Here is a 23,339-nt window from a genome sequence, read left to right as displayed (position 1 = left end):
GGCGACAGGTCAGCGATGGCGGCATAGACGATCAACATGATCGATGGCGGGATCAGAATACCCAGCGTACCGCCGGCACAGATAACACCGGACGCAAAGCTTTTGTTGTAATTGGCGTTGGCCATAGCAGGAAAAGCCAGCAGGCCCATCAGCGTCACAACCGCGCCCACAATCCCCGACGCCGTCGAGAACACAGCGCAGGTCAGCAGCGCCGCAATGGCAAGACTGCCCGGCAGGTTTCGCGCGGCCATATAAAGCGAGAAGAACAGCTTATCCACGATGTTGGCGCGTTCCACCACGTAGCCCATGAACAAAAACAGCGGTATCGCCACAAGGGTCGGGTTTTCCATCACGGAATAGGTGTTCTGGTTCACCAGATAGAAGATATTATTGTTGAATATATCCGAGAACGTTTCGATCGGGTGCCCTTGATAATAGGCGTAATAGCCAAAGCCAACCCCCATCGCGAGCAGGGTAAAGGCAATCGGAAAACCAAGTAAAACGAAGACAATAAACAGTCCAAGCATCACCAAGGCGACTTCGGGATTTGACATCTTTTCTCTTTCGTGAAGCGCTGAAAAGCTTATTTGCGGGCTGGGGCCACGGCGCGGATCTGGTCAAGATCGGCAGTGGTCAGAAGGTCTTCGGTTTCTTTCACATCCGCGAGGCGTTCGGGCCAGACGCCTGAGCGCATGGCCATCACACAGCGCACCAGTTCGGCAATACCCTGGATGACGAGAAGCCCCCCGGAAAGCGGGATAAGCGATTTGAAGAAGTAAATCTGGATGCTGGCCGGGCTGTTAAAGCTGACCTCTTTGTAGCGCCAGCTGTCAGAAGCGATCTCATAGCCGTACCAGACCAGCGCAAGAATACCGGGGAAGAAGAACAAGAAGTAGAGGACAAAGTCCAATCCCGCCTGAACCTTGACCGGAAACAACCGGTACACAACATCCGCACGCACATGCGTATCTTGCGCCAGCGCATAGGCCCCGCACATCAAGAACAGCGCGCCATACATCTGGACCATCATATCAAACGACCAGACCGTTGGCGCATTTAGCACGTAGCGTACGAAAACCTCGTAGGAGACCGACAGCGTCAGGATCAGAATGCACCATCCAAAAGCGCGTCCAACCCAAAGGCTGAGACCTTCAATGGCGTGTACGAATTTCATGTGTCTGTTGCTCCCTTAACAGATGCGCGGAACTGTGTTCACGCGTGCAAGCATAGGATGTCCGGGCACCGACATGGCACCCGGACATCTTTGTTTTCGCGAAACGATCAGCCGAAATAGTGGTCGTAGGCCATTTGGTAGTTGGGCTGGTTCAGGTTGAGATAACCCATGACTTCCTTGGCATAGACCTTCTGCGATTCCATCACCTTGGCAAAGAACGGGTCCTCTTCCGCGATGCGGTTTGCAACCACGTCCCACGCAACCAACTGCGCCTGCATGACTGAATCAGGGGTGCGGTGCACCTTGACGCCGTCTGCTTCCTGCAGCTTGATCAGGTCATCGGAATACCGCTTGGTGTTGCCCCAGTAGAAACCGGAGTTTTCAGCCATCGAGGCGTTCTTGATGATCGCTTTGTGTTCGTCGGACAGGCTGTTCCACTTGTCCTTGTTGATCGTGACCTCGAAACATTCCTGGCTTTGGTGATAGGACGCCAGCATGTATTCCTTGGAAACATCCTGCATACCAAAGTCACGGTCGGACGTCGGGTTGTTGAATTCTGCCGCGTCAATCAGGCCAGATTTCATTGCAGGCTGAATTTCACCACCGGGAAGCTGAACAACAGACATGCCCATTTCCAGCATGACGTCGGCAGCCAGACCAACAGTCCGGTACTTGAGGCCCTTGATCTGCTCCGCATCGGTGATCTGCTGCTGGAACCAGCCAAGCGGCTGCGCCGGCATCGGCGAGTTAAAGAACGAGACAACATTCAAACGCAGTTCGCCCATCAGTTCGTCAAACAGTTCCTGACCGCCACCTGCATGGATCCAGCCCAGCATTTCCTGGCTGGACCAGCCAAAGCAAGGGCCTGTGCCGAACAGCGACGCCGACTTGGATTTTCCGTACCAATAGGCGGACACATAGTGCGCCGCATCCAGTACGCCGCGGTGGACTGCATCTTGCATCTGGCTGGTCTTCACGACCGCATCGACCGAAAGGACTTCGATGGTCAGCGAACCGCCAGACATTTCATTTACACGTGCCGCAAAAGACTGCGCGTTCTCAAGGAAAATGCCGCCGCCCCAAGCCGCCTGCATTTTGATTGTTGTGCCATGGCTTTCCGCCAGTGCAGGTGTGGCAAGCGCCGCAGCCCCGGCAACAGCCGACCCGCGCAGAAACTTTCTGCGATTGATAGAGTTTGTCATATTTCCTCCCAAGGAATTCGATGCGGTAGCCTCTCGGTCGAGCGGTCCACATTCAATTTTTCGGACCCCGTTCAGCCGCTTGTGTTGTCTGTAATCTTGGCTCTCCCCCCGATCACAGAACGCAGCACAACGTTACCCAAGGACAATGATATTGTTTGAGGGGCTTTAGGCAAGAACTTCTTTTTTCAAAACAGCCGTTTCGGCGAAATATCAGGAAATTATTCTGCACAGACGGCACCTTGCTTGTCGGGCAAAGGTTTCGCAACCCAAGGCAGAAAGTTAACGGTTTCAACTGCTTTGCGCCCCTAACCGACCGGTCCCGCAGTGACGCCGCCGCGCTCTGGAATCCTTCGTTGACGCTCCGAACCTGCGTCAAAGTTGTACAGCGCCGAATTTTTACAAAACCCGCAACGGCTCCGCAAACGCAGCGACGATCCGCGCCTTGGCTCTCAATTTCGCAAGCGTTCAAAAATGTTAGCGGAAACAAAACTGCCCGATGTCGAATCACATCTCTCCCAAGCCGTGATGCGACTATCGCCCGGATCGGGCCATGTCCCAAGGCACGGAATTCATAGTCAAAATATCAAGATTGCACCGCAGGCGATGGCAGTTAGAAATACCGTCGGATATCGGCATTTGCGCAATGCATGGCACCGCCAACTTTTGCCGCCATGACCGAACGGCCAATCAGGGACGTTGCAAAATATAGTCTGGCTGAATGCCTGATGTCGCAATGGGACCAGCCACATCATGACCCGCAAAGAAACCATAGCCCGCGATCAAGGCTGTCTTTAGCCCGGCCGCCTGCCCGCCCAGAATATCGGTATGAAGGCTGTCCCCGACCATCACAGTGCGGCCAAGGTCGATCTTGTCGATCTGCGCAAAAGCTAGATCAAAGATGTTGCCAAAGGGTTTGCCAAAAAACTGCGGCTCAACCCCGGTCTGGTCAGCCAGACGGTGCGCGAAATGGCCCGGTTCGATCGAAAAGCCATCTTCGCGGGGGGCAACAATGTCGGGATTGCCGACATATACCGGACGCGGCGCGTTTCTAAGCGAGGCTTCCAACAACGCTTGTCGCGTTTCCGTCCAAACGGCGCTGCCCAACAAAACAAATGCCTCGGCGGCATCATACTCTGCTGGGTCTTCCGCAAGATAGACCATGTCAAAGGGTTCAATATCCCCCCGGCCAAGGCTTTGGGTCGCCATCAAGCCCCATTTCATCGGCGGTGCATTTCGCAGCGCATGAAGCGTGGCCTTGCGGCTGGTGATCACGTCCTCGGGGGCGAAATTATACCCGAGGTTTTTGTATTTCTCCATCAGCTTGGCATGGGGGAAGCCGGCGGCGTTTGACACGATCATGACCCGCTTGCCGGCCTTTTGCAGCCCCGCGATCCGTTCGGGCACGCCCGAGATCGCGGTTTCACCGATGTTGAGCACACCAAAAGCATCCAGCAGGAAAACATCCATGTCATCGGCCAGCGCATCAAGGTCCGGCAGCCTTGTACAAGACGCGCCCGCCTTTGCCACCGGCAGTCGGTGGCGAACGCGCTCGTAGCTCTCAAACGCCTGTGCGAGGTTCATATGATCGCGCCGCGCACTTTGGCAGAAACCCATTCGGAAATGACGACCGCCGCAAGGATCACCAGCAGGATCAGCGATACCTGCGGCCATGCAAGCACGTTCAACGATGACGACAGCTGCAACCCGATGCCGCCTGCGCCGACCAACCCCAACACGGTTGATTCACGGATGTTAATGTCCCAGCGGAACACCGCGATGCCTGCAAAGGCGGGCAAGATTTGCGGAACGATGCCATAGGCCATGACCTGCCAGCGCGACGCGCCGGTGGCGGTTACGGCTTCGACCTGGGTCTGGTCGATTTCCTCGATCGCCTCGTAAAGCAGTTTGGCGCAGAAGCCGATGGACCGGATCGCAATCGCAATCACGCCCGCGAAAACACCGGGGCCGATAATGGCGATCAGCAGCAATGCCCAGATCAGCGAGTTGATCGAGCGTGTGGACACGATGATCAGCAGCGCGATGGGACGGATAAACAGGCGCGACGGCGTGGTGTTACGCGCCGCAAGAAACGCCACCGGAACGGCAAGCATCAGCGAAAAGATCGTGCCCAAGGTCGCAATGTTCAGCGTGTCCCAGATCGGCTTGCCCAATTGGGTGATGTATTCCCAGCGGGGCGGCGTTGCGCGGGTCCAGATGTCATCGGCAATGCGCGGCGCATCCCAGACGAAAAACCACGTGGTCGATGCTGAAATTTGCTGCCAACAATAGGCAAATATGGCAACGCCAATCAGCCACATGACCCAATGCCCAAGGCTTTCGCGGCCCGTGCGGCGGTGCCAGATTTTTTGGCCCTTTAGATCTTGTACCGGCATTATTGTACCCTCGCCCTGATCACGCCGGACAAGTATTCCAGCCCCATCACAATCAAGATGATGATCATCAAGATTGCAGCCGCCGTGTCGTATTCATAACGGTCGAATGCGGTGTTGAGCGTGGCACCGATGCCCCCCGCGCCCACCAGCCCCAGGATCGCACTTTCGCGAAAGTTGATATCAAGCCGGTAGATGCTAAGGCCGATCAGACGCGGCATCACCTGAGGCTGCACCCCGTAATTGATCCACTGGGTCCACTTGGCCCCCGACGCCTTGATCGCTTCGGCCTGTACTTTGTCCATGCTTTCAATGTCTTCGGCCAGCAGTTTGGACAGGAAACCGATGGTCGCAAAGCTAAGCGTGAGAAAGCCTGCCAAGGGACCAAAGCCAAAGATCGCGACCAAAAGGATCGCCACGATGATTTCCTGCAAGGCGCGGCTGATGGCGATGATAGACCTGCAGATCAGGTAGACCGGAAGCGGCGCAATATTGCGTGCAGCGCCCAAGGCAATCGGGATCGAGATCGCGATGCCCACAACCGATGATGCGATGGTCATGATGATGCTTTCCACCATGCCCTCGTAAATATCCGACGACCGTGTGGTGAAATCAGGGCTGGTGAAGGCCAGAACGAATTTCTTGCCGCGCTCAAGCCCCTCGTAAACGCGGGACCAATTGACATCGATCGTCATGTAGGCCGCGATGAGATAGGCAAAGAACCCAAGGATCAGCGCCCACCGAAGCCATGGCCGCTTGATGAAAGACGGTTTGCGCCACGGTTTGCCAATGAGGGTGTGCAGCTCGCTCATTCTGCTGCCTCGGCTTCGTCCTCGTCGACCGCTTCGATCGTCGCTTCCCAGTCTTCTTCCCCGTAGATCGTTGTCAGCACCTCGGGGGTCAACCCGTCAGGGGGGCCGTCAAATTCGACCGCGCCAAAGCGCAGGCCGATGACGCGCTGCACAAACATCTGGGCAAGGGCCACATCGTGGATGTTAATGATCGCCGCCAGCCCGCGTTCTTTGCACAGCTCGCAAATCAGGCGCATGATCTGGCGTGATGTTTTCGGGTCAAGTGACGCTGTGGGTTCATCGACCAGCAACAGCGCCGGGTTCTGGATCAGCGCGCGGCAAATGCCGACGCGTTGACGTTGCCCGCCGGACAGTTCGTCGGCGCGTTTGTCGGCCATATGGGCAAGGCCGACACGATCCAGCAGGCGGAACGCTTCGTCCACATCTTTTTGCGGGAACCGCCGCAGAAAGCTGCGCCAGAAACCGACATAGCCCAAGCGTCCAGATAGCACGTTTTCCATCACGCTTAGCCGTTCGACCAATGCATATTCCTGAAAGATCATCCCCATACGGCGACGTTCGCGGCGCAGGTTGCCTTGGGACAGGCCGGTCAGTTCGACATCGCCCAGAAAAATCTTGCCTGTTGTCGGTTCAACCAACCGGTTGATGCACCGGATCAGCGTGGATTTCCCTGCGCCCGACGGACCGATCAAAGCGAGAACCTGCCCCTCTGGCACATTCAGTTCCACCGATTTCAGGGCCTGATCGCCCGTTTTATATGTCTTAACAAGCTTCTCAAGCCGCAGCATGACAGCACCCCCGCCCCAAATATTATTATTGGAAAAGGCGGGCCCGAAGACCCGCCCAATCAATCGTTACTCGCAGCTATAGCTGACGCCATTTGCGGTATCGATCTTACGGATGACTTCCCAGAATTCCTTGTAGGTCATTGGCAGGAACTGGCCCTCGTTCGACTTCTCGAACTCGGCCTGAAGCGACGTGCCTTCCCACTCAAAGTTAAAGAACGCATTGCGGATCTTTTCCTTGAGGTCAGGCGTCAGGTTGTGCGCGGTGCCAAACCCTGTGGTCGGGAAAGTTTGCGATTTATAGATCGTCACAACCTGATCTTCGGTGATCACGTCACGGCTAAGCATCCGCGCTTTGACCGAATTCGCAATGGACGCGGCCGCGTAATCTTTGTTAGCGACACCCAAGATCGAATTGTCGTGCTTGCCGGAATAGACCGGTTCAAAGTCACGATCGGGCAGCATGTCAAAATCACCCTTCAAAATAGCGCTTGGCGCTTTGAAGCCGGAGTTCGACGTGGGCGAGGTAAAGGCCAACTGCTTGCCTTTGATGTCCTCGACCTTTTCGATGCCGGAGCCAGGATAGGTGATGATTTCCATCTCGTAGCCGAAATTGCCATCCTTGGACGCCATGATGGTGAACGGGTTAAAGCCCGCACAGTTGACGGCCAGCGGGTTCGATCCGGTGTTAAAGCCCGCAATATGCAAACGTCCTGACCGCATCGCCTCGATCTGGGCGGCGTTGCTTTGCACAGGGAAGAACATGACTTTCTTGCCTGTTTCGCTTTCAAGATGGGTCAGAAAGTCGGACCATGCTTCTTTGTAGACCGCAGGGTCTTCGACGGGGGTATAAGCAAAGATCAGCGTGTCAGGATCAGCCAGCTCTGCCGGATCGGTGGGCGTATCGGCGATCAGGTCGCCGTCCACGTCGCAAAAACGCTTGTCCAGATCACCATGCGGGCAATCCTGCGCCGCAACGGGACCCGCCAGCGACAGTGCAAATGCCACGGCAGCGCCGGACAAAAGTGAATTCATTAGTTTCATTTAGATATCCTCCCAGATGCGAGAGGTTAACCGGAAACGAATACATTGCAAGCGCGTTTCTGTTCGCTTTCAGTCGGTTTCGATTCCGTGGGTCGCCCAATCCGCAAACCGGTTGGCATCCGGCAGGTCTGGCAAAGGCGCGTTCAAGTATCCGCTTGTGAACAAACGAAAAGGCACGTTGGCATTGCGCGCCGTGAAATAATCAATCGTGCTGTCGCCGACATATAATGTTTCCGACGGTTTTGCCCCCAGATCATTGATGCAGCCCAACAAAGGGGCCGGATCGGGTTTCTTGGCCAGTCCATCCTCGGCCCCGGCAATCACCTGAAAGAACGGCGTTAGATCCAGCCTGTCGCAGATTTCCCGCGCGGGTCCGGTTGGCTTGTTGGTGCAGATGCCCAAAGGAACACCGGCACCCTGAAATGCCGCAAGCGCTGCCATGGCGCCGGGATAGGGTCGGGTCAGGGTTGTCATGTCCTGATTGTAGCTGTTCAAAAACATATCCAGTGCTGTGCCCCTCAGCGCAGCGTCATAGCCCCCCGTCGCATCAAGGCTGCGTTCGACCAGTTTTTCGACACCGTTGCCGATAAACGAGATGATGGTCGGCAAATCCAGCGCCTCACGTCCAAGCGCAGATAGCGTGGCGTTCGCGGCAGAATGAAGGTCGGGCGCGCTGTGGATCAGGGTGCCGTCCAGATCAAAAATGATCGCTTTGGGGATTATCATTCCGAATTCATATCGCGTCATCCAGTGCAGCACAAAGCGAAAATTCTGTTTTATATATCCGACGCATAAGAAGCCGCGCAAAGAAAACCTGACGCATATCAATCGAAACACGTCCCCAACGAATGGGCCCGATGAATGGGTCCGACGAATAGGCCAGACGAATAGGTTTGTCGCACGATTTCTTACATGCTTAAGTGGTGCCCATTAGTATAGGTCGACCCGGTCAGGAGACAAATTGTTCGCATTTATCTTGGAAAGCCTGACATCTTTGCTTCTGGCGGGTGTGCTCGTTTATGTGGTCTTCACGTGGGCCCGCATCAAAAACCGCGAACGGTTACAACAAATCCTGCTAGCGATAATTTTTAGCGTCACGGCCGTGTCTCTGGACGTTGTCGCCATGCAGCTTGGCTCTTATTCAGCGCACTTGGATTTCGCGGCAGGGCCGCTTGTGTTCGCGGGCTACCTAGGCGGTCCGGTTGGTGCCGTGATTGCAGGGCTTTGCACTGCGCTTTTTCGGTTTCTGATGGTTGGTCCACCAAGCAACACAGACGTCTTCATGAACATAACCATGCCGGCTTTGGGTCTTGTGGTCAGCTATCTGATCCCACTGCCTGACTGGCCCAAGGTTCGAAAGTCGGCCATTGTTGCCCTAATATCCGGATGCGTTCTGCTGCATTTTCCGCCCTATTTTTTGCCAACTCTGGTTGATCAACCCCAAGATACTGTTGCGGACGGCTTTTGGACCATGTTGGGGTTCGCAATCATTAGTTGCCTTTCCATTTCGATCACTTGGCAAACCCTGAAATACGCATTGCGATATGCCGATAATACCAATCAGACCGCAGACCTTGCAAACAGGCTGGACTTGGTCATGCGCGCGTCCGGTGTGGGCATGTTCGTTTACAAAGTTGGCGAAACCGCCCTTTATTATGATGCCGGAATGATTGCGATGCTGGGGCTGAACCGAAAACCCGGAATGATCCAGCAGTCGGAATGGCGACCTTTGTTTCACCCCGATGATATGAACCGCGTGCGCGAAGAAATGAACACATCATGGGCGCGCGGACAATACATGGGCAATACGGATTACCGGGCATTTCGGCCAGACGGCACGATACAATATATCCGTCTAAGCTGGCTTGCGGAACTGGATGCCAACGGCGGAGTTAACCGGATTACCGGCATCAACAGCGACCTGACAGATATTCGCGAGGCCAGACAAAAAGAACGCGATTCCAGGAACCGGATTGCGTCGGTTGCCGAGAAATTGCCCGGCGTCATCATCGAATATGACGTCACAGAATGGGAAAACCCCAAGTTGCTCTATATCAGCCCCAAATGCGTTGAAATTTGGGGCTATACCGACGCGGAACTTTACGACAATCCGGTCCTTCTTGCGCAGATGCACGACCCCAAGGATCTGACCACATTTCTCAAAGCGAGCCGCAAGAGCTGTGAAACCGGCGAACCGCTTTCGTGGCGCTATATGATCAAGGCCCGCGACGGACAAATCAGGTGGCTGGACCACCACGGTGGGTCATCGACCGAAGATGGCAGGCTGTATGTCAAAGCAATCGTCTTGGATGTCACCCGCGAGGTGGAACTGCAAAGACGGATGGAAGAAGAGCGCGAGATTGCGCGGCGGGCGCAAAAGAACGAGAGCATCGGCCAGTTGACCGGCGGCGTGGCGCATGATTTCAACAACCTGCTGGCGGTGATCCTGGGCAATCTGGAGCTGTTGCGCGAAGATGAGGACCCTGTGGCGCAAAAAGAGATGATCGACGCTGCGATCACAGCAACACTGCGCGGGGCCGACCTGACCAAAAACATGCTGGCTTTTGCGCGTCAGGCCCCCCTGAACCCCGTGCGTCTCGACCTTAACAACGTGGTACGCGAGGCCAAGAACTGGACGGCACGCGCCCTGCCGGAAAGCGTCGTGGTCGAAACATCGCTGCTTGCTGGATTGTGGCCGATCAAGGCGGATCGTTCGTCGCTGGAAAGTGCACTGCTGAACCTTACGCTGAATGCGCGCGACGCAATGAACGGACATGGCAGCCTGACGATCGAGACCGCCAATGTGCGGATCGACAACGCCTATGTCGTTGACCGAAAAGAAGATCTGGCCCCCGGTCGTTATGTCATGCTGGACGTCAGCGACACCGGCCCCGGCATTCCCGACGATGTCATCAGTTCGATTTTCGAGCCGTTCTTCACAACCAAGGCCCCCGGCTTGGGGTCAGGTCTTGGCCTGTCTATGACGGAAGGTTTCATGAAACAGTCCAATGGCACCGTGCAGGTTTATACCGAACGCGGCCAAGGCACGACGTTCAAATTATACTTCCCCGCGACGACAGCCGAGACAGACCAACCCGCCCTTACACTGCCCCCCCAAAGCCAGGCGGCAGGCAACGGAAAGACGCTGCTCTTGGCAGAGGACGAAGATGCTGTGCGCGTTACCATGGTCCTTATTCTTGAGCGGGAGGGCTATCAGGTGACAGCGACCGCATCGGGGGACGAGGCCTTTGCCACGTTTCAAGCCAACCCCACGTTTGATCTGCTGTTGACCGATATCGTTATGCCCGGAACGCTACAGGGTACGGGGCTGGCCAAGGCGCTTAGGGAACGCTGGCCCGACTTGCCGGTCGTGTTCATGTCCGGCTATGCAAGTGAAGCCACAGTTCACGGCAACGGCCTGAGGCCCGAGGATATCAGATTGATGAAACCGGTACAGCGCACCGATCTTCTTGCTGCAGTCGCCAAGGCCGCATCTATGGCCAAGGGTAAACGCTGACGCAAACCCGGCTGATGCCACCCCAAAGCGATCGAGCGGTGCCTGTATTGGGAATGGGATCCCGGACCCCAAGGGGCCAGTCTTTCGACTGATTGAAAGCGGCTTGGGCAGTTCGCCATACCATTCTGCCCAAGCCGGAATACTTAGAATGGGCCGAATGTTTCGGCCCAGTCTGGCAGCTTCAAAAGCGATACGTGTTAGCCATGCCCAGTCAGGATGGCGTCGCGGATCGCTTCGGCATCTTCTGCAAGGGACGTGGCCTCTGCTGGTGTCAGGTCAAACCCGAGGATTGTGGCCACTGCGTCGGCAGTTTCTGTGGATATCGAAACTGTCTTGTCCGACGCCGTCCCCAAGAACACGGCAGCCAGAACATCGGGACTGTTGACCACCCCTTCGGCGCTTAGCAAGGATGTGCCATCCAGAACATCCTTGAGCAATCCAAGGTTTGCCACCGGTGAATCGATCATCGAAACATTGTCAAAGTCGGTCGACAAAGCCTCGATCATCTCTGCGAGAGACATTGAATAGAACGCGATCTTGTCAGGTGTCAGGTTCGATATCTCTTCCGCAACCGCCTTTTCCAGAATGCGGTCCGGCGACCGTGCGACATTCAAGCGCCCCAGTTCAACCTCGGGGATGCCCTCTTGGGCCCATACAGGTTTCCCGCCTTGCGACCCGCCCGAACTGCCCGCTTGCGGGCCTTTGCCTTCGGAATCTGCACCGGGCCCGCCCTGCCCACTGCCAGCGCCGCCGCCCTGACCGCCGCCATCTCCGCCACTACCGTTTCCGCCACCGCCATTTCCACCACCGCCGCCAGCGCCTTGGCCGCCGCCTTGTTGGGCGAATGCAAAGGTGCCTGTTTCAGCCGGGAATGTGATGGGCAACGCAACGGTCAGCACCGCCGCGACGGCAAAGGCCGATACGCAAGTTCCAACGCCGGATGGCTTGTTCTTTAACGATCCTAGAAATTTCATATTTAATCTCCGTTCATATGAGGTGATTTCAGCCTAGGACCGTGACGGAGCAGACTATTGATATTCATCAAGTCGAATACGTTTCTTTTTCGCGGATCAAACCCGCAACGCCCCTTTTTCCACCAGAGGGTGCAGATGGTAACACACCCCACGCCCCGACATGTTTGGCCCGTTCCTTTTCATCGCGCGCACCTGTGTGATCGCCACGCCTCCCCCCCCACGAATACAATGGTGATATCAACGGGCATAACCATCCAGCCCAACAGCCTAGCGGGACGGTGCATACCCCCGACCGTTTAACGGGGTTGATTGAACAGGTCGAAGCTGCCATCGTTTTGTGTGCTTGGAATACGAGAACGCCATGTTAGCCTATCTGACCTTAATCCTTGTTTGCCAACTGGCCGGAGAGCTTGCTGTCGGAGCCTTGTCCATACCTGTTCCCGGCCCCGTTGTTGGCATGCTCTTGCTGTTCATTATCCTTATGCTGATTGGAAAAGTGCCCAAGGGGCTCGATCAAACGGCCAATGGTCTTTTGAATTCCATGTCATTGCTCTTTGTGCCCGCAGGTACCGGCGTGATGCTGCATTTCAAATTGCTGGGCGAGGCATTGATACCGCTTAGTCTTGCCCTGATCTTTAGCACGTTGGCCACGATTGTGGTGACCGCACGATTGATGCAATGGCTTGGAAAAGAGGGCACCGGTGAATAGCTTGCAAGACACGTGGGTGTATCTAAGTGCGACGCCCCTGTTCCACCTGACGATGACGCTGGTTGCGTTTCAGGTCGCCAACTTTGCCTTCGAGAAAGCCGGGCGAAATCCATTGTTGAACCCGGTTCTTGGCGCAGTTTTGCTGCTTGTTGCGATGCTTTTGCTGACCGATACGGACTACGGCACGTATTTCGAGGGCGCGCAGTTTGTTCACTTCCTTCTTGGCCCCGCAACTGTCGCTCTGGCGGTGCCGCTTTACCGGCAATGGCACACGGTGCGTCGGTCCGCAGTGGCAATATTGGCAAGCCTGATTGCCGGATCTTTCACCGCGATTGTGACTGCCGTGGCAACGGCTTGGTTTTTCGGGGGATCGTTGCCGATATTGGCATCCCTTGCGCCCAAATCGGTCACGGCCCCCGTCGCAATGGCAATCGCAGAGGAGCTTGGCGGCCTCCCATCCCTGACGGCCGTCCTTGTGATTACGACAGGCATCATCGGTGCCATGTTCGGGCCCGGCATTCTGAACCTGATCGGCGTCAAGGATTGGCGTGCACGCGGTCTGGCAATGGGCACCGCCAGCCACGGGATTGGCACGGCGCGCGCGCTTCAGGTCAACGAAACAGCTGGCGCGTTTTCGGGCCTTGCAATGGGGTTGAACGCCCTCGCGACGGCACTGCTCTTGCCAGTCATCTGGGGTATTCTGATCGGTCTGCTCGGCATCTGACCGGGCCTTGCAAAGATCGTGCCAGACCAGGGCGATCTGCGCCAATTGCACGGCCGTTGTGCGCCCTAATCCGCACGAACTTTACTGTCACCTAACGGCAGATAACGGTGAACATATTCACTGTTTGACCGCGTTGCCACCTGTTACGCCTGACGAACTGTCGCCGTGTCGGACCAGGTCCCCGCACGGCACGCCGGCCCAATGTGGTGCAATGGGGGGCAAAGCTGTTCACGATGGCACGCTCGGATATGGCACCGGGGAAGTACTGCACCGAATAGCTCAGTCCGCTTAAGGGTGTCACCAGATAGACATGTGGTGACACTTGTGTGCTCAAGACCACAGGGGACCGATAGGGTTGCGGATATATTTCCATGTTGCACCCGGCCACCCCAAATACAAAGAGGCCCGAGATAATCGTTTTAAGATATTTCATAAGTACTTCCTTAGGTTAGAAACACTTTAGCGCGTGACGGCCTGCGCAAATTGATCTGCCGCAAAGGCTGGCACAAAGAGCCGGATTTCACTTGCGATCAGACGTCAGACCATCCCGCAGACATATGCTGCAACATCTTGTGCGGCCTCCATTCATGGCGCGGACAAGGCGTGGCAAATGGGCGGCACTGACAAGCGGGCGCTTGTTTTCCGCCAGATCACTGGCGACGCGCCCGCCCGCTCACTCAGCCTTTGTCAAAACGGATTTCGCTGTGCGCGGAATTCCCAAATGGTCACCTTTCCGTCGGCATTGGCGTCGGCTGCGTCATAGTTTGCCTGAACCTTTGACATGAATTCGGCCAGTGTCACGGTATCGTCACCGTCGCCATCCATTGCCTTGAAACGTGCCGTGCGGTTCACATACCGCCGCTCCTGATTGCGCCGCCCCATCGGCATTGCCGCGGGGGCGCTATCCAGAAATTCATCCATGGAAATCTGCCCGTCGGCATCCCCGTCAAAAAAGGCGAATGCAGTGCTGGCATGCCTTGATGCCTCTGATGCGGTGATGATGCCATCGGCATTGTCATCCACACGCATCCCCATCAAGTTCATGTGCCCAAAGGCACCGCCACCATACGGCATGCTAAATGCATTATTGTCATCATCGTATTTTTCGTCGGAGTCGGAACCTGCAAGAACCGGCACCGACGCGGCCATCACGGCCATCACCGCGACGGCACCAACAAGGCCGCTCAACGTAAAATCGTGTTTCATATTTCTTTCTTTCCTTTGTGGATTTGCAAAATGATGTGGGTATGTGCGACAGCAACGGTCCTTGCTGAGCCGGTTGCGGTCACACTCCTCGTCCTAGTTCTTGCCGGAGCCGCCAGCCCCGCCGGACCCACCCGAGCCGTCAGCGGCGGGATCGCAGTCCCTGTCGCGGTCCCGATCGCGATCCTGATCCATGTCAGCATCGGCGCATGTTTGCAGGCGGTCGCGCTCGCGCAGCAAATCGGCGCAGTCAGCAGACCCCGACCCATCGCAGCCTTTCAGCTTTTCGCGAATTTCCAGCAAAAGGGCACAATCCGCCCCGCTCAGTGCGCCGCAGGTTTGCAATTGGTCCCCGTCCTGATCTTTTGTTTTATCTTGCGCATAGCTCGCACCGGGAATGGCCAAGCTTAGGGTCAGCGCAACAGGGGCTAAAAATGTCCAACGCATTTGTTTTCCTTTCCATAAGGTAAATAATCGTAAAGGTAGAAATATGATCAGGATGTCTGTTGGGATTGATACGTATCAATCTGCCAAAGCGGTTTTGACCGGCTCGGCCAAACCTTGCCGCCAATGCGCGTTCGACATGTCTGGTACCCGTTTCGACGCATGCGCCCCCGCTGCCGTTAAACGTGAGGTCCCGATAGACGCCCCCCGAAATCAGCATTCCATAGGGGCCAATGACTTCATTCTGAGCCGCTTGCGAAAGCCATCTGAACAGGGCGTCCACAATGCCTTGAAGGGGTCTCATGCAGGGCTATGTCGTCACGCCAGATGCCTTGCACGTGTCGGGACAGCCGTAGCGCCTTACCGCTGACACGTGCGGGCGTGTAATTTGGACAAGGCCATCATGAATACCACCCAGAAAATCGCGATTATCGGCGCGGGCCCTATGGCCCTTTATACGGTCAAGGGCCTTTTGAACGGTGAGGCGCGGCTTAATATCACCATTTTTGACGCCGCCGATCAGGTCGGTTGCGGCATGCCTTACCGTGCGGGAATGAACGCTGACTACATGTACTGCAATGCGTTCAGCCGGGAAATTCCGTCGATCACCCGGCCTCTTGTGTCGTGGTTGCACGATCAGGATGACGCATTTCTGGCACGCTGGGACCTTGACCGCACAGACATTGATGCACGCGATTTCTATCCCAGGGTGCTGCTGGGCGACTATCTGACATCCGAATTCAGCGATTTGTGTGATGCGGGTCGGCATGCCGGCCACGACATCAGAGTGCTGCCCGCCCATGAGGTCGTCGATGTTGTTCCGACCGGGGGCAGCGTGACGCTCGACGTTGCGACGCCGGATGGTAAATCGGTTTTCGCGTTCGACAAAGTCTTGCTGGCGACCGGACATGTTTGGCCATCATCGCCACAGCTTGGCACCGCCGATCTTGTATCGCCATGGCCCTATACGAATATCACAGACCAGCCGGCGGGCGACATCGGGGTGTTGGGATCATCCTTGTCAGCAATCGATGTGGTCGTCGCCTTGGGACAGGAACATGGCGCTTTTACCGAAGAGAATGACAAAGTCAGCTGGTTCCCCGAGACGGGCCAAGAGGCGCTTGCGATCACGATGGTGTCCCACAAGGGGATTATCCCCGAACCCGATTTCTACTATCCGTTTCCCTACGAAAGGTTGATCCATCTGAATCCCGAAGCCGTCATGGCCGAGGTTGCCAAGGGTCCGCAGGCCCTTCTTGAGCGGGTCTTTGGTCTGTTGTTGGCCGAATTGAACGAGGTCGCCCCGGATTACATGGCCGCCCTTGGCCCTCAGGCACAGTCGATTGACGGATTTTCGGATGCCTATTTCCTGCACCGCGAAACCATAGGCGGCCTACGCGCATTGCGCGAGACTTTGCAGGCAGCAGTCAAATCCAAAGAGATGAAAGAAACCCAGCACCACCGATATGCGCTTTTGCGCGGGCACGAGAATTTCGAGCTGATCCTAGAGCATCTGAACGAAGATGACTGGACGCTTTTCAACGAAAAACTGATGCCGGTATTCGGGGATTGCTATGCTGCTATTCCCCATATTTCGGTGCGCCGTGTATTGGCACTGTATGACGCAGGGGTGCTGCGTATCGCCCCGACAGGGACAGAGTCGTCCATAAAGAACAATGCGGCTGGGGGCGTGACAGTCACCACTGTTGACGGGGATATCGACGTTGACGCGCTGATTGATGCCCGAGGCCAAGCATCCGCAGGCCTGCCCGATCTGCCTTTTGCTTCGTTGGTTGATGCGCTGGCCGATCCCGACAGTAACCTGATGGAGCCGTTCAGACTTGACCTGACAGACGCCGCAGACGGGAGCGTCTATTGCCTTGCAATGCCGCAGATCCTCAAACGACATCCGTTTTCGCAAGGCTTGCCCAATTGTGACGACCTTGGCCGGATCGTCGCCAAAGACATTCTGGGCACGCTGTAAGGCAACCAGCACGGCCCCACCTGCGTCAGGGCATTCTTGAGAAGATCGCCACCTGCGTGTCAGGCCCAGCGTAGCATGTTCCGCACTGGTGATAAAAATGCTTTGGCACGAAACCGCCCAAGATAAGCTTTTCATTACAAAACCTTGCACCCCCCCCCGTCAAACAGCCGGAACCAAAACAAATATCCTGCGTTGTATCCACACTTCAACCCGGTGGAGAAAAGTGAAGCCACACGGCTCACGGTCGCTGGGAAACAAATGTAAGGTAATTAGTTATGAAAATCGCTCAAACAGGTATGATCACTGCGCTCTTGCTTTCGACCGCACTGCCCGCATTCGCCCAGTCCACCGATGCAATTGCCGCGACTGACCTGAACATCCGTTCGGGCCCTGGCCCACAGTTCACCGTTGTCGGTGTTATCCCCGGTGGTGCAGAAACCATGGTTGAAGGCTGTCTGGATACCTCTTCTTGGTGTCAGGTAAAATTCGGCGAGGTCACAGGCTGGTCCAGCTCTGATTATCTGGCCGTTAACGTGGACGAACAAGCGATGGCGCTGACAACACGCCCCGCCAGTGTCGAAGTCAATTCGGTGACCTATGAGGATGTCGATGGCACAATGAAAAACCAGACACAGGGTGCCGCTGTTGGTGCGACCTTGGGCGTGCTGACAGGTGTGGCGGTTGGTGGTCCGATCGGTGGTATCATCGCCGGTGGTATCTTGGGCGGTGCAGCAGGGTCGGCCGTTGCTGAACCAGAAGAAAAGACGATCACATATGTCACAACCAACCCCGTCGAAACTGTCTACGTGGACGGTGAAGTGGTCGTTGGTGCCGGTGTACCGACAACGGTTCAGACCTACGAACTGCCGCAGAAAGAATATCGCTATCTGAACCTGAACGGTCAGCCGGTGATCGTTGATGCGGAAACCAACACAATTGTGCGCGTTATCCGCTAACAGCGCTTCACGTTGAAAATCTCAGGCCCGAAGGAAACTCTCCTTCGGGCCTGTTTGCTGTGGGACCTACAGGATGAAATCCCGCCTCACCCGCTTGGACTTGCAACACCCCGCCCATAGTCACCTTCTTACTCCGAAGATACCCGGACATAGCGCAGAAAAGCAGCTGCTGTGGGCGATAGGCTGCGCCCTGACCGCCTGACAAGCCCGATGCGCCTGCGCGTGCCAAAATCGGATATATCGCGAATTGCAAATGTTTCGGACCGCAAGGTGGCCAGCGTCAACCTTGGCAAAACCGTGATCCCCAACCCTGCGGAAACCAGGGCACCGGCTGTCGCAAGATGGGCAACCTCGAAACGCGGGCTAAGGCTGTGGCCGAACCGCTGGCAGGTACCGTCAATAATTTCGCGCACGCTGGTCCCTGATTCCATCACGATAAACGGCATGGCGACCAGTTCGGCCCACCCATAGGCGCGATCTTCGGCCAAGGGGCCGTCAGGCATCCCGAGGGCCACGAATTCGTCCTCCATCAGCGGCTCAAACGCTAGTCTTGAACGCGCCGTCACAGTGCCGGCAGTAAATCCGATGTCGGCCTGACCTGAATCCACGGCATCCAGAACGCTGCCCGACAGCGCGTCTATGATCTTGAGGTCAATTTCAGGATGATCGGCGGTAAAGTTACGTAGGATCTGCGGCAGCAAGCTTGCCGTGATTGATGGCAGGCCTGCGATGGTCAGCCGCCCCCGTTGCGCAGACTGATAAGTGCCAAATTCAGCCATGCCGTCATTGGCCGCATTGACGATCCGTTCGGCGATCAACGCAAAGGCACTGCCTGCAACCGTGATCTCTACGCTGCGGGTGTCCCGGTCAAACAACCGGCTGCCCAACCGCCCCTCAAGCGCGGTGATCTGCCGCGATAGTGCCGAAGGCGACAGCCCGAGCAAATCCGCCGCTGCGCGAAATGACCGTTCCTGCGACAGGGTCAGAACGGCCTGAAAATCAAGAAGCGTTGGATTGCTGCGTTTCATGCATCAATTATGTCGAATACTTCACTTCTTGCAATAGATGCCTTTCGCCATACTGATGTTTGCGACCTGATCGGTGTCCACACAGATGTACCTTGATCAGGCCATATCATTGGGAGGATATCATGAAACACACCATGCGTGCGCTTATCAGCGCAACCATTCTTGCGGGCACTGCGGTGACCGCTCACGCTCAGGATTTGCTGATCGGATCAACATCCGCGTCATCCAGCCACTACGGATATTTCGTAGCGGTCGGCCAGCTGATCAACGAAAATGCAGAAGGCGTAAACGCCACTGTCGTTGAAACCGGTGCCACGATGGACAACATCCGCCGGATGCAGCGCGAACAGATTGATCTGGGTCTTGTTACCACAAACGTCGCCCAGCACGCCAATGCTGGAACCAATGCATTCGAAGGCAATGCGCAAGATCTGCGCTTGCTCTGGGTTTATACCGGTGCGCCGCAAAACGTCGTGGTACGCAAGGATGCAGGCGTCGAAAGCCTCGAAGGTCTGGTGGGCGTCAAGTTCAACCCCGGCATCAAGGGGTCAGCGACCGAATCCACCACCGAAGCCGTGTTCGACACCCTTGGCCTGACCGCTGACTATGTGCGCGGATCCACGACAGACATCGTCAATTCGATCAAGGACAACCGCGTCGCGGGCTATGTCAAATCCGGTTCCGGCAACAAGCTGGACGGATCAACCATGGACATTGCCACAGCGACCGATATTTCGGTTCTGGGTCTGAGCAGCGCACAGGCTGATAAATTGCGCGCTGATATGCCTGACATCTCTGTTGTCGACATTCCCGAAGGCGCGGCAGACGGGCTTGCGGCCTACACCACCTGGAGCTTTGGCGTCGCTGTCGCTGCGCCCGCCACGATGGATGAGGATACCGCGTACAAGATCGTCAGCGCGATCATGGCGGACAAAACGGCCCAAGCCAACGCGATGGCCAGCCTCAAGGGCGCAAGCATCGCCGATATGACCGTCCAGCTTGGCACGATTCCACTGCACCCCGGTGCTGCGCGTTGGTTCAAAGAGCAAGGCATCGACCTGCCGGCCAAGCTGATGTCTGAAAGCAACTAAGCAAATGACACTGAAGCGTATGCAAAAAGGGCTTGCGATCCTTGTCGGGGCCTTCGTCTTTTATACAGCCGCGACAGGCCCCTTCGAGGGTCTGATCCAGAGAGCAATCTTTCTGGCGCTGGTCGCAACCCTTGGCTTTGCGCTTTATCCTCTGGGTGCCGGGAAATCCTGGCGCCCGGTCGGGGTCTTGATCGATCTGGCCCTCAGCGCGATCGCAATATTCGCCTGCGGATATGTGGTCTGGAACTACGATAAGATCATGACAACATTGCCTTGGGCCACGACGCTGGACAAGGCCCTGACCGCCGGGCTTGTCCTTGCGGTGCTTGAACTGGGCCGACGGACTGTCGGGCTGATCTTTCCCGTGCTGGTGTTGATCGGGCTTGGCTATGCCTTGTTCGGCAACCTGTTGCCCGGCCCGCTGCACCACCGTGGCTTTGACAGCGCCTTTGTCACGGAAACGATCTTTCTGGGCGATCTTGGCATCTGGGGGATGCTGACGGGGGTCGCCGCCACGGTTATTGCTTCATTTGTGCTGTTCGGTGCGCTGCTTTTGCATACCGGCGGCGGCCAAGCGTTCATGGATCTTGCAATGCGGTTGGGCGGACGTCAGCCCGGCGGGGCCGCCAAGATCGCGACAATCGCCAGTGGCCTTTTCGGGATGATCTCGGGCTCCGCTGTGGCCAATGTGGCAACGACGGGGAACTTTACCATCCCCATGATGATCCGGCTGGGCTATCCGCGCGCCTTCGCCGCCGCAGTCGAGGCCGTGGCATCAACCGGTGGCCAGATCGCGCCGCCGATCATGGGGGCCGCGGCCTTTGTGATGGCTGAAATTCTTGGCATCCCCTATGTCACCATCATTCTGGGCGCGATCATTCCCGCTGTCCTGTTTTATCTGTCGGTCTTTATGACCGTGCATTTTGTCGCCCTGCGCCGCAATCTGGCTGTGGTCCCCGACGAGGACCTGCCCGACTGGGCGGTCATCACGGCACCGCGCCGGGTGCTGCCGATCCTTGCCGCATTGGGCGGTCTGGGCATTGGCATCTATCTGGGCCGGTCCATTTCAACCTCGGCATTCTACGGTGTGGTCGGTTTGCTGATCGCCTTTGTCGCCACGCAGGCGGGCCGCCTGTCGATCAAAGAGATGACGCATATGATCGTCGAAGGTCTTGAGGATGCGGGCAAGGGTATGGTCATCATCGGCGTGCTGCTGGCGGGCGCGCAGGTACTGGTGTCGATGATCAACCTGACCGGTATCGGCGTCACGCTGTCGTCGCTGATCGTCACCATGGCCGGAGATTCCGTGCCCATGGTCGCCGTGATCGTCGCAGGCGTCTGCCTGATCATGGGCATGGGCCTGCCGACGACCGCCGCCTATGTGCTTGTTGCGGCAGTGCTTGCGCCCGCCATGACTGCGGTCGGGGTCGATCCGCTGGCGGCACATCTGTTTGTGTTCTACTTCGCCACCATTTCGGTCATCACACCACCGGTCTGTGTCGCCGTCTTTGTCGGGGCGGGGATTGCAGGGACCAACTGGCTGCCCGCCGCCGGAGAGGCCGTGCGTTTGGGGGCCGTGACCTATGTGGTGCCATTCCTGTTCCTTTTGTATCCCGGCATGACATTGCAAGGCAGCTGGTTCGATGCCGTCGAGGCGATCACCGCCGGTCTTGTCCTTGTCATCGCCATCCCTGCGCTGCTGGCCGGAACGCGGCTGACCGCGTCGCGCGGGCTGGATATTGCCATACTGCTCGCGGTTATCGCCATTGCAATCTGGCCCCACCCTGTGACGCCCTTCATCGCCTTGGCGGCATTGGCGGGGATCTTCATGATCGGGTCTGAGAAGAGAGGGGTCGCGACATGAGCGTGCTGAGAATAGGGGCCGGTGCGGGTTTTTCAGGCGATCGCATCGCACCTGCGGTCGAACTGGCAGAAAAAGGGAACCTTGATTTCCTCGTGTTCGAATGTCTGGCCGAACGGACCATCGCCCTCGCCCAACACGCACGGCTAAAGGATCCCGCTTCGGGCTTTGACCCGATGCTGGAACGCCGGATGCGCGCTGTCCTTCCCATCACGGCACGAAATGGCACGCGGATCGTAACCAACATGGGGGCTGCAAACCCGCAGGCTGCAGCGCGGCTGGTCCGAAAGGTCGCCCATGACCTTGGCCTGCACGACCTCAAGATCGCTGCCGTGACGGGGGATGACGTTCTGGATGTCATCGGGCCGTGTCAGCTTGATGAAACCGGGTCCACGGCGGCGGCGATGGGAAAACGCCTGATTTCAGCCAACGCCTATATCGGTATCGCGCCGATCGTTGCGGCGCTTGATGCGGGTGCCGATGTGGTGATCTGTGGGCGCGCGTCCGACCCCGCGCTGTTTCTTGCCCCGCTTGTGCATCATTTCGGCTGGTCCATGGACGACTGGACCCGGCTGGGCCGTGGCACCCTTGTCGGGCATCTTCTGGAATGTTCCGCACAGGTTACCGGCGGGTACTTTGCCGATCCCGGCGTCAAGGATGTGCCAAACCTTGCCCGTGTCGGTTTCCCCCTGGCAGAGGTCGATGAAGACGGCAATGCGGTCATCACCAAGGTCGCGGGCACAGGTGGCTGCGTGACGCGCGCAACTTGCACGGAACAGCTCCTCTATGAAATCCATGATCCGGAAAGCTATCTCCAGCCGGATGTGGTTGCTGATTTCTCAAAGGTCATGATCGAACAGATTGGTCCCGACCGTGTCGCGGTTTCAGGGGCGGACGGGCGTGCGGCGACCGGCCGTTTGAAAATCTCTGTCGGCTACCGCGACGGTTGGAAGGCCGACGGCCAGATCAGCTATGCCGGTGCAAATTGTGTCGCCCGAGCCAGACTTGCCGCCGAGCTGGTACAGCAACGGCTTGAAGATGCAGGCATCGACCTGATCGAAAGCCGCGCCGATCTGATTGGATACAATTCAGTCCCCCGCCCCGTGGCCAATGAACAGGCCGCACCACCGCACGAAGTCAGGCTGCGCTTTGTCGCGCGGTGCAAAACGCCTGAAATCGCCCAGCTTGTGGTTGACGAGGTGGAAGGCCTGTATCTGTGCGGCCCCGCAGGCGGCGGCGGCGTGACCCGGAATGTCGGAGAAATCATCGCGATTGCATCGACATTGATGCCTGCCAAAAACGTGCGCACAAGTTTTGAAATGCTGGAGACCCAAGATGCAGTTGCATGAGATCGCCCATGGCCGCACGGGAGACAAGGGGGATACCTCCAACATCTCGATCATCGCCTTCGACGCCGCAAACTGGGATCGCATCATGCGGG

The 23,339-nt window shown here is 56.9% G+C and carries 22 protein-coding genes; 8 read left to right on the top strand and 14 right to left on the bottom strand.

Annotated features, from left to right (window positions below; all coding sequences use genetic code 11):
* From ABYT07_RS08145 to gph, 9 genes are all read right to left on the bottom strand, one after another.
* A partial coding sequence (locus ABYT07_RS08145) for a TRAP transporter large permease subunit (RefSeq protein ID WP_372990731.1) occupies nt 1–554 on the bottom strand: 554 nt, incomplete at its 3' end.
* Between the two features lie 29 nt (nt 555–583).
* The gene (locus ABYT07_RS08140) at nt 584–1,174 is read right to left on the bottom strand and encodes a TRAP transporter small permease subunit (protein ID WP_372990729.1); all 591 of its coding nucleotides are present in this window, start codon (nt 1,172–1,174) and stop codon (nt 584–586) included.
* Between the two features lie 107 nt (nt 1,175–1,281).
* Nucleotides 1,282–2,376, bottom strand: a complete 1,095-nt coding sequence (locus ABYT07_RS08135) for a TRAP transporter substrate-binding protein (protein ID WP_372990727.1) — start codon at nt 2,374–2,376, stop codon at nt 1,282–1,284.
* A 687-nt stretch (nt 2,377–3,063) separates the two neighbouring features.
* The gene (locus tag ABYT07_RS08130; RefSeq protein ID WP_372990725.1) at nt 3,064–3,957 is read right to left on the bottom strand and encodes an HAD-IIA family hydrolase; all 894 of its coding nucleotides are present in this window, start codon (nt 3,955–3,957) and stop codon (nt 3,064–3,066) included.
* Complete coding sequence (phnE, locus tag ABYT07_RS08125; protein WP_372990723.1) at nt 3,954–4,769, bottom strand: phosphonate ABC transporter, permease protein PhnE; 816 nt, start codon at nt 4,767–4,769, stop codon at nt 3,954–3,956. Before phnE (ABYT07_RS08125) ends, ABYT07_RS08130 begins: the two co-directional genes overlap by 4 nt.
* On the bottom strand, nt 4,769–5,578 hold the full coding sequence (gene phnE / locus ABYT07_RS08120) for a phosphonate ABC transporter, permease protein PhnE (RefSeq protein WP_372990721.1): 810 nt from the start codon (nt 5,576–5,578) through the stop codon (nt 4,769–4,771). Before phnE (ABYT07_RS08120) ends, phnE (ABYT07_RS08125) begins: the two co-directional genes overlap by 1 nt.
* Complete coding sequence (gene phnC, locus ABYT07_RS08115) at nt 5,575–6,366, bottom strand: phosphonate ABC transporter ATP-binding protein (RefSeq protein WP_372990719.1); 792 nt, start codon at nt 6,364–6,366, stop codon at nt 5,575–5,577. The genes phnE (ABYT07_RS08120) and phnC overlap by 4 nt, the downstream gene beginning before the upstream one ends.
* 66 nt (nt 6,367–6,432) lie before the next feature.
* Complete coding sequence (phnD, locus tag ABYT07_RS08110; RefSeq protein WP_372990717.1) at nt 6,433–7,407, bottom strand: phosphate/phosphite/phosphonate ABC transporter substrate-binding protein; 975 nt, start codon at nt 7,405–7,407, stop codon at nt 6,433–6,435.
* Nucleotides 7,408–7,476: 69 nt separating this feature from the next.
* Nucleotides 7,477–8,133, bottom strand: coding sequence for a phosphoglycolate phosphatase (gph, locus tag ABYT07_RS08105; protein WP_372990715.1), 657 nt, complete (start codon nt 8,131–8,133; stop codon nt 7,477–7,479).
* Between the two features lie 235 nt (nt 8,134–8,368).
* On the opposite strand from gph, the gene ABYT07_RS08100 reads away from it, so the two are divergent.
* Nucleotides 8,369–10,924, top strand: coding sequence for a PAS domain-containing protein (locus tag ABYT07_RS08100; protein WP_372990713.1), 2,556 nt, complete (start codon nt 8,369–8,371; stop codon nt 10,922–10,924).
* A gap of 197 nt (nt 10,925–11,121) precedes the next feature.
* On the opposite strand, the gene ABYT07_RS08095 is transcribed toward ABYT07_RS08100, so the two are convergent.
* Complete coding sequence (locus ABYT07_RS08095) at nt 11,122–11,898, bottom strand: hypothetical protein (protein WP_372990712.1); 777 nt, start codon at nt 11,896–11,898, stop codon at nt 11,122–11,124.
* 361 nt (nt 11,899–12,259) lie between these two features.
* Between ABYT07_RS08095 and ABYT07_RS08090 the strand changes: the two genes are divergently transcribed.
* Together ABYT07_RS08090 and ABYT07_RS08085 are read left to right on the top strand one after the other, a co-directional pair.
* A complete protein-coding gene (locus ABYT07_RS08090) occupies nt 12,260–12,607 on the top strand; it encodes a CidA/LrgA family protein (RefSeq protein WP_372990711.1) in 348 nt (115 codons plus the stop codon).
* On the top strand, nt 12,600–13,331 hold the full coding sequence (locus ABYT07_RS08085; RefSeq protein ID WP_372990709.1) for an LrgB family protein: 732 nt from the start codon (nt 12,600–12,602) through the stop codon (nt 13,329–13,331). The genes ABYT07_RS08090 and ABYT07_RS08085 overlap by 8 nt, the downstream gene beginning before the upstream one ends.
* Nucleotides 13,332–13,422: 91 nt before the next feature.
* Here the strand turns inward: ABYT07_RS08085 and ABYT07_RS08080 are convergent, their stop codons facing one another.
* The 3 genes from ABYT07_RS08080 to ABYT07_RS08070 form a co-directional block, all read right to left on the bottom strand.
* Nucleotides 13,423–13,764, bottom strand: a complete 342-nt coding sequence (locus ABYT07_RS08080) for a hypothetical protein (protein ID WP_372990707.1) — start codon at nt 13,762–13,764, stop codon at nt 13,423–13,425.
* Nucleotides 13,765–14,018: 254 nt separating this feature from the next.
* On the bottom strand, nt 14,019–14,537 hold the full coding sequence (locus ABYT07_RS08075) for a hypothetical protein (protein WP_372990705.1): 519 nt from the start codon (nt 14,535–14,537) through the stop codon (nt 14,019–14,021).
* 93 nt (nt 14,538–14,630) lie between these two features.
* Entirely contained in the window at nt 14,631–14,981 is a 351-nt protein-coding gene (locus ABYT07_RS08070) for a hypothetical protein (protein ID WP_372990703.1), read from the bottom strand.
* A gap of 400 nt (nt 14,982–15,381) precedes the next feature.
* On the opposite strand from ABYT07_RS08070, the gene ABYT07_RS08065 reads away from it, so the two are divergent.
* Nucleotides 15,382–16,962: an FAD/NAD(P)-binding protein gene (locus ABYT07_RS08065; protein ID WP_372990702.1), complete on the top strand. Its 1,581-nt coding sequence runs from the start codon at nt 15,382–15,384 to the stop codon at nt 16,960–16,962.
* Between the two features lie 275 nt (nt 16,963–17,237).
* Complete coding sequence (locus ABYT07_RS08060; protein ID WP_372990701.1) at nt 17,238–17,918, top strand: DUF1236 domain-containing protein; 681 nt, start codon at nt 17,238–17,240, stop codon at nt 17,916–17,918.
* Between the two features lie 128 nt (nt 17,919–18,046).
* Here the strand turns inward: ABYT07_RS08060 and ABYT07_RS08055 are convergent, their stop codons facing one another.
* Nucleotides 18,047–18,946, bottom strand: a complete 900-nt coding sequence (locus ABYT07_RS08055; protein WP_372990700.1) for a LysR substrate-binding domain-containing protein — start codon at nt 18,944–18,946, stop codon at nt 18,047–18,049.
* A 122-nt stretch (nt 18,947–19,068) separates the two neighbouring features.
* On the opposite strand from ABYT07_RS08055, the gene ABYT07_RS08050 reads away from it, so the two are divergent.
* From ABYT07_RS08050 to ABYT07_RS08040, 3 genes are read left to right on the top strand one after another with little or no spacing between them, the layout of a single operon-like run.
* Nucleotides 19,069–20,037, top strand: coding sequence for a TAXI family TRAP transporter solute-binding subunit (locus ABYT07_RS08050; protein WP_372990699.1), 969 nt, complete (start codon nt 19,069–19,071; stop codon nt 20,035–20,037).
* 4 nt (nt 20,038–20,041) lie between these two features.
* A complete protein-coding gene (locus ABYT07_RS08045; protein ID WP_372990697.1) occupies nt 20,042–21,901 on the top strand; it encodes a TRAP transporter permease in 1,860 nt (619 codons plus the stop codon).
* Nucleotides 21,898–23,247 (top strand): acyclic terpene utilization AtuA family protein, encoded by a 1,350-nt coding sequence (locus tag ABYT07_RS08040; RefSeq protein ID WP_372990695.1) that lies wholly within the window; start codon nt 21,898–21,900, stop codon nt 23,245–23,247. Before ABYT07_RS08045 ends, ABYT07_RS08040 begins: the two co-directional genes overlap by 4 nt.
* Nucleotides 23,248–23,339: the final 92 nt, after the last annotated feature.

Origin of the sequence: Sulfitobacter sp. (assembly GCF_041552635.1) — a bacterium.
Taxonomy (GTDB): Bacteria; Pseudomonadota; Alphaproteobacteria; order Rhodobacterales; family Rhodobacteraceae; genus Sulfitobacter.
Note: the sequence above shows the minus strand (reverse complement) of the source record. Positions and strands in the feature narration are given on the sequence as shown.

Excerpts from the sequence above, each read along its gene's own strand:
- ABYT07_RS08140 (WP_372990729.1), bottom strand. The coding sequence starts at position 1,174 with ATGAAATTCGTACACGCCATTGAAGGTCTCAGCCTTTGGGTTGGACGC.
- ABYT07_RS08135 (WP_372990727.1), bottom strand. The coding sequence starts at position 2,376 with ATGACAAACTCTATCAATCGCAGAAAGTTTCTGCGCGGGTCGGCTGTT.
- ABYT07_RS08130 (WP_372990725.1), bottom strand. The coding sequence starts at position 3,957 with ATGAACCTCGCACAGGCGTTTGAGAGCTACGAGCGCGTTCGCCACCGA.
- phnE (WP_372990723.1), bottom strand. The coding sequence starts at position 4,769 with ATGCCGGTACAAGATCTAAAGGGCCAAAAAATCTGGCACCGCCGCACG.
- phnE (WP_372990721.1), bottom strand. The coding sequence starts at position 5,578 with ATGAGCGAGCTGCACACCCTCATTGGCAAACCGTGGCGCAAACCGTCT.
- phnC (WP_372990719.1), bottom strand. The coding sequence starts at position 6,366 with ATGCTGCGGCTTGAGAAGCTTGTTAAGACATATAAAACGGGCGATCAG.
- phnD (WP_372990717.1), bottom strand. The coding sequence starts at position 7,407 with ATGAAACTAATGAATTCACTTTTGTCCGGCGCTGCCGTGGCATTTGCA.
- gph (WP_372990715.1), bottom strand. The coding sequence starts at position 8,133 with ATGATAATCCCCAAAGCGATCATTTTTGATCTGGACGGCACCCTGATC.
- ABYT07_RS08095 (WP_372990712.1), bottom strand. The coding sequence starts at position 11,898 with ATGAAATTTCTAGGATCGTTAAAGAACAAGCCATCCGGCGTTGGAACT.
- ABYT07_RS08090 (WP_372990711.1), top strand. The coding sequence starts at position 12,260 with ATGTTAGCCTATCTGACCTTAATCCTTGTTTGCCAACTGGCCGGAGAG.
- ABYT07_RS08080 (WP_372990707.1), bottom strand. The coding sequence starts at position 13,764 with ATGAAATATCTTAAAACGATTATCTCGGGCCTCTTTGTATTTGGGGTG.
- ABYT07_RS08075 (WP_372990705.1), bottom strand. The coding sequence starts at position 14,537 with ATGAAACACGATTTTACGTTGAGCGGCCTTGTTGGTGCCGTCGCGGTG.
- ABYT07_RS08070 (WP_372990703.1), bottom strand. The coding sequence starts at position 14,981 with ATGCGTTGGACATTTTTAGCCCCTGTTGCGCTGACCCTAAGCTTGGCC.
- ABYT07_RS08065 (WP_372990702.1), top strand. The coding sequence starts at position 15,382 with ATGAATACCACCCAGAAAATCGCGATTATCGGCGCGGGCCCTATGGCC.
- ABYT07_RS08060 (WP_372990701.1), top strand. The coding sequence starts at position 17,238 with ATGAAAATCGCTCAAACAGGTATGATCACTGCGCTCTTGCTTTCGACC.
- ABYT07_RS08055 (WP_372990700.1), bottom strand. The coding sequence starts at position 18,946 with ATGAAACGCAGCAATCCAACGCTTCTTGATTTTCAGGCCGTTCTGACC.
- ABYT07_RS08050 (WP_372990699.1), top strand. The coding sequence starts at position 19,069 with ATGAAACACACCATGCGTGCGCTTATCAGCGCAACCATTCTTGCGGGC.
- ABYT07_RS08045 (WP_372990697.1), top strand. The coding sequence starts at position 20,042 with ATGACACTGAAGCGTATGCAAAAAGGGCTTGCGATCCTTGTCGGGGCC.
- ABYT07_RS08040 (WP_372990695.1), top strand. The coding sequence starts at position 21,898 with ATGAGCGTGCTGAGAATAGGGGCCGGTGCGGGTTTTTCAGGCGATCGC.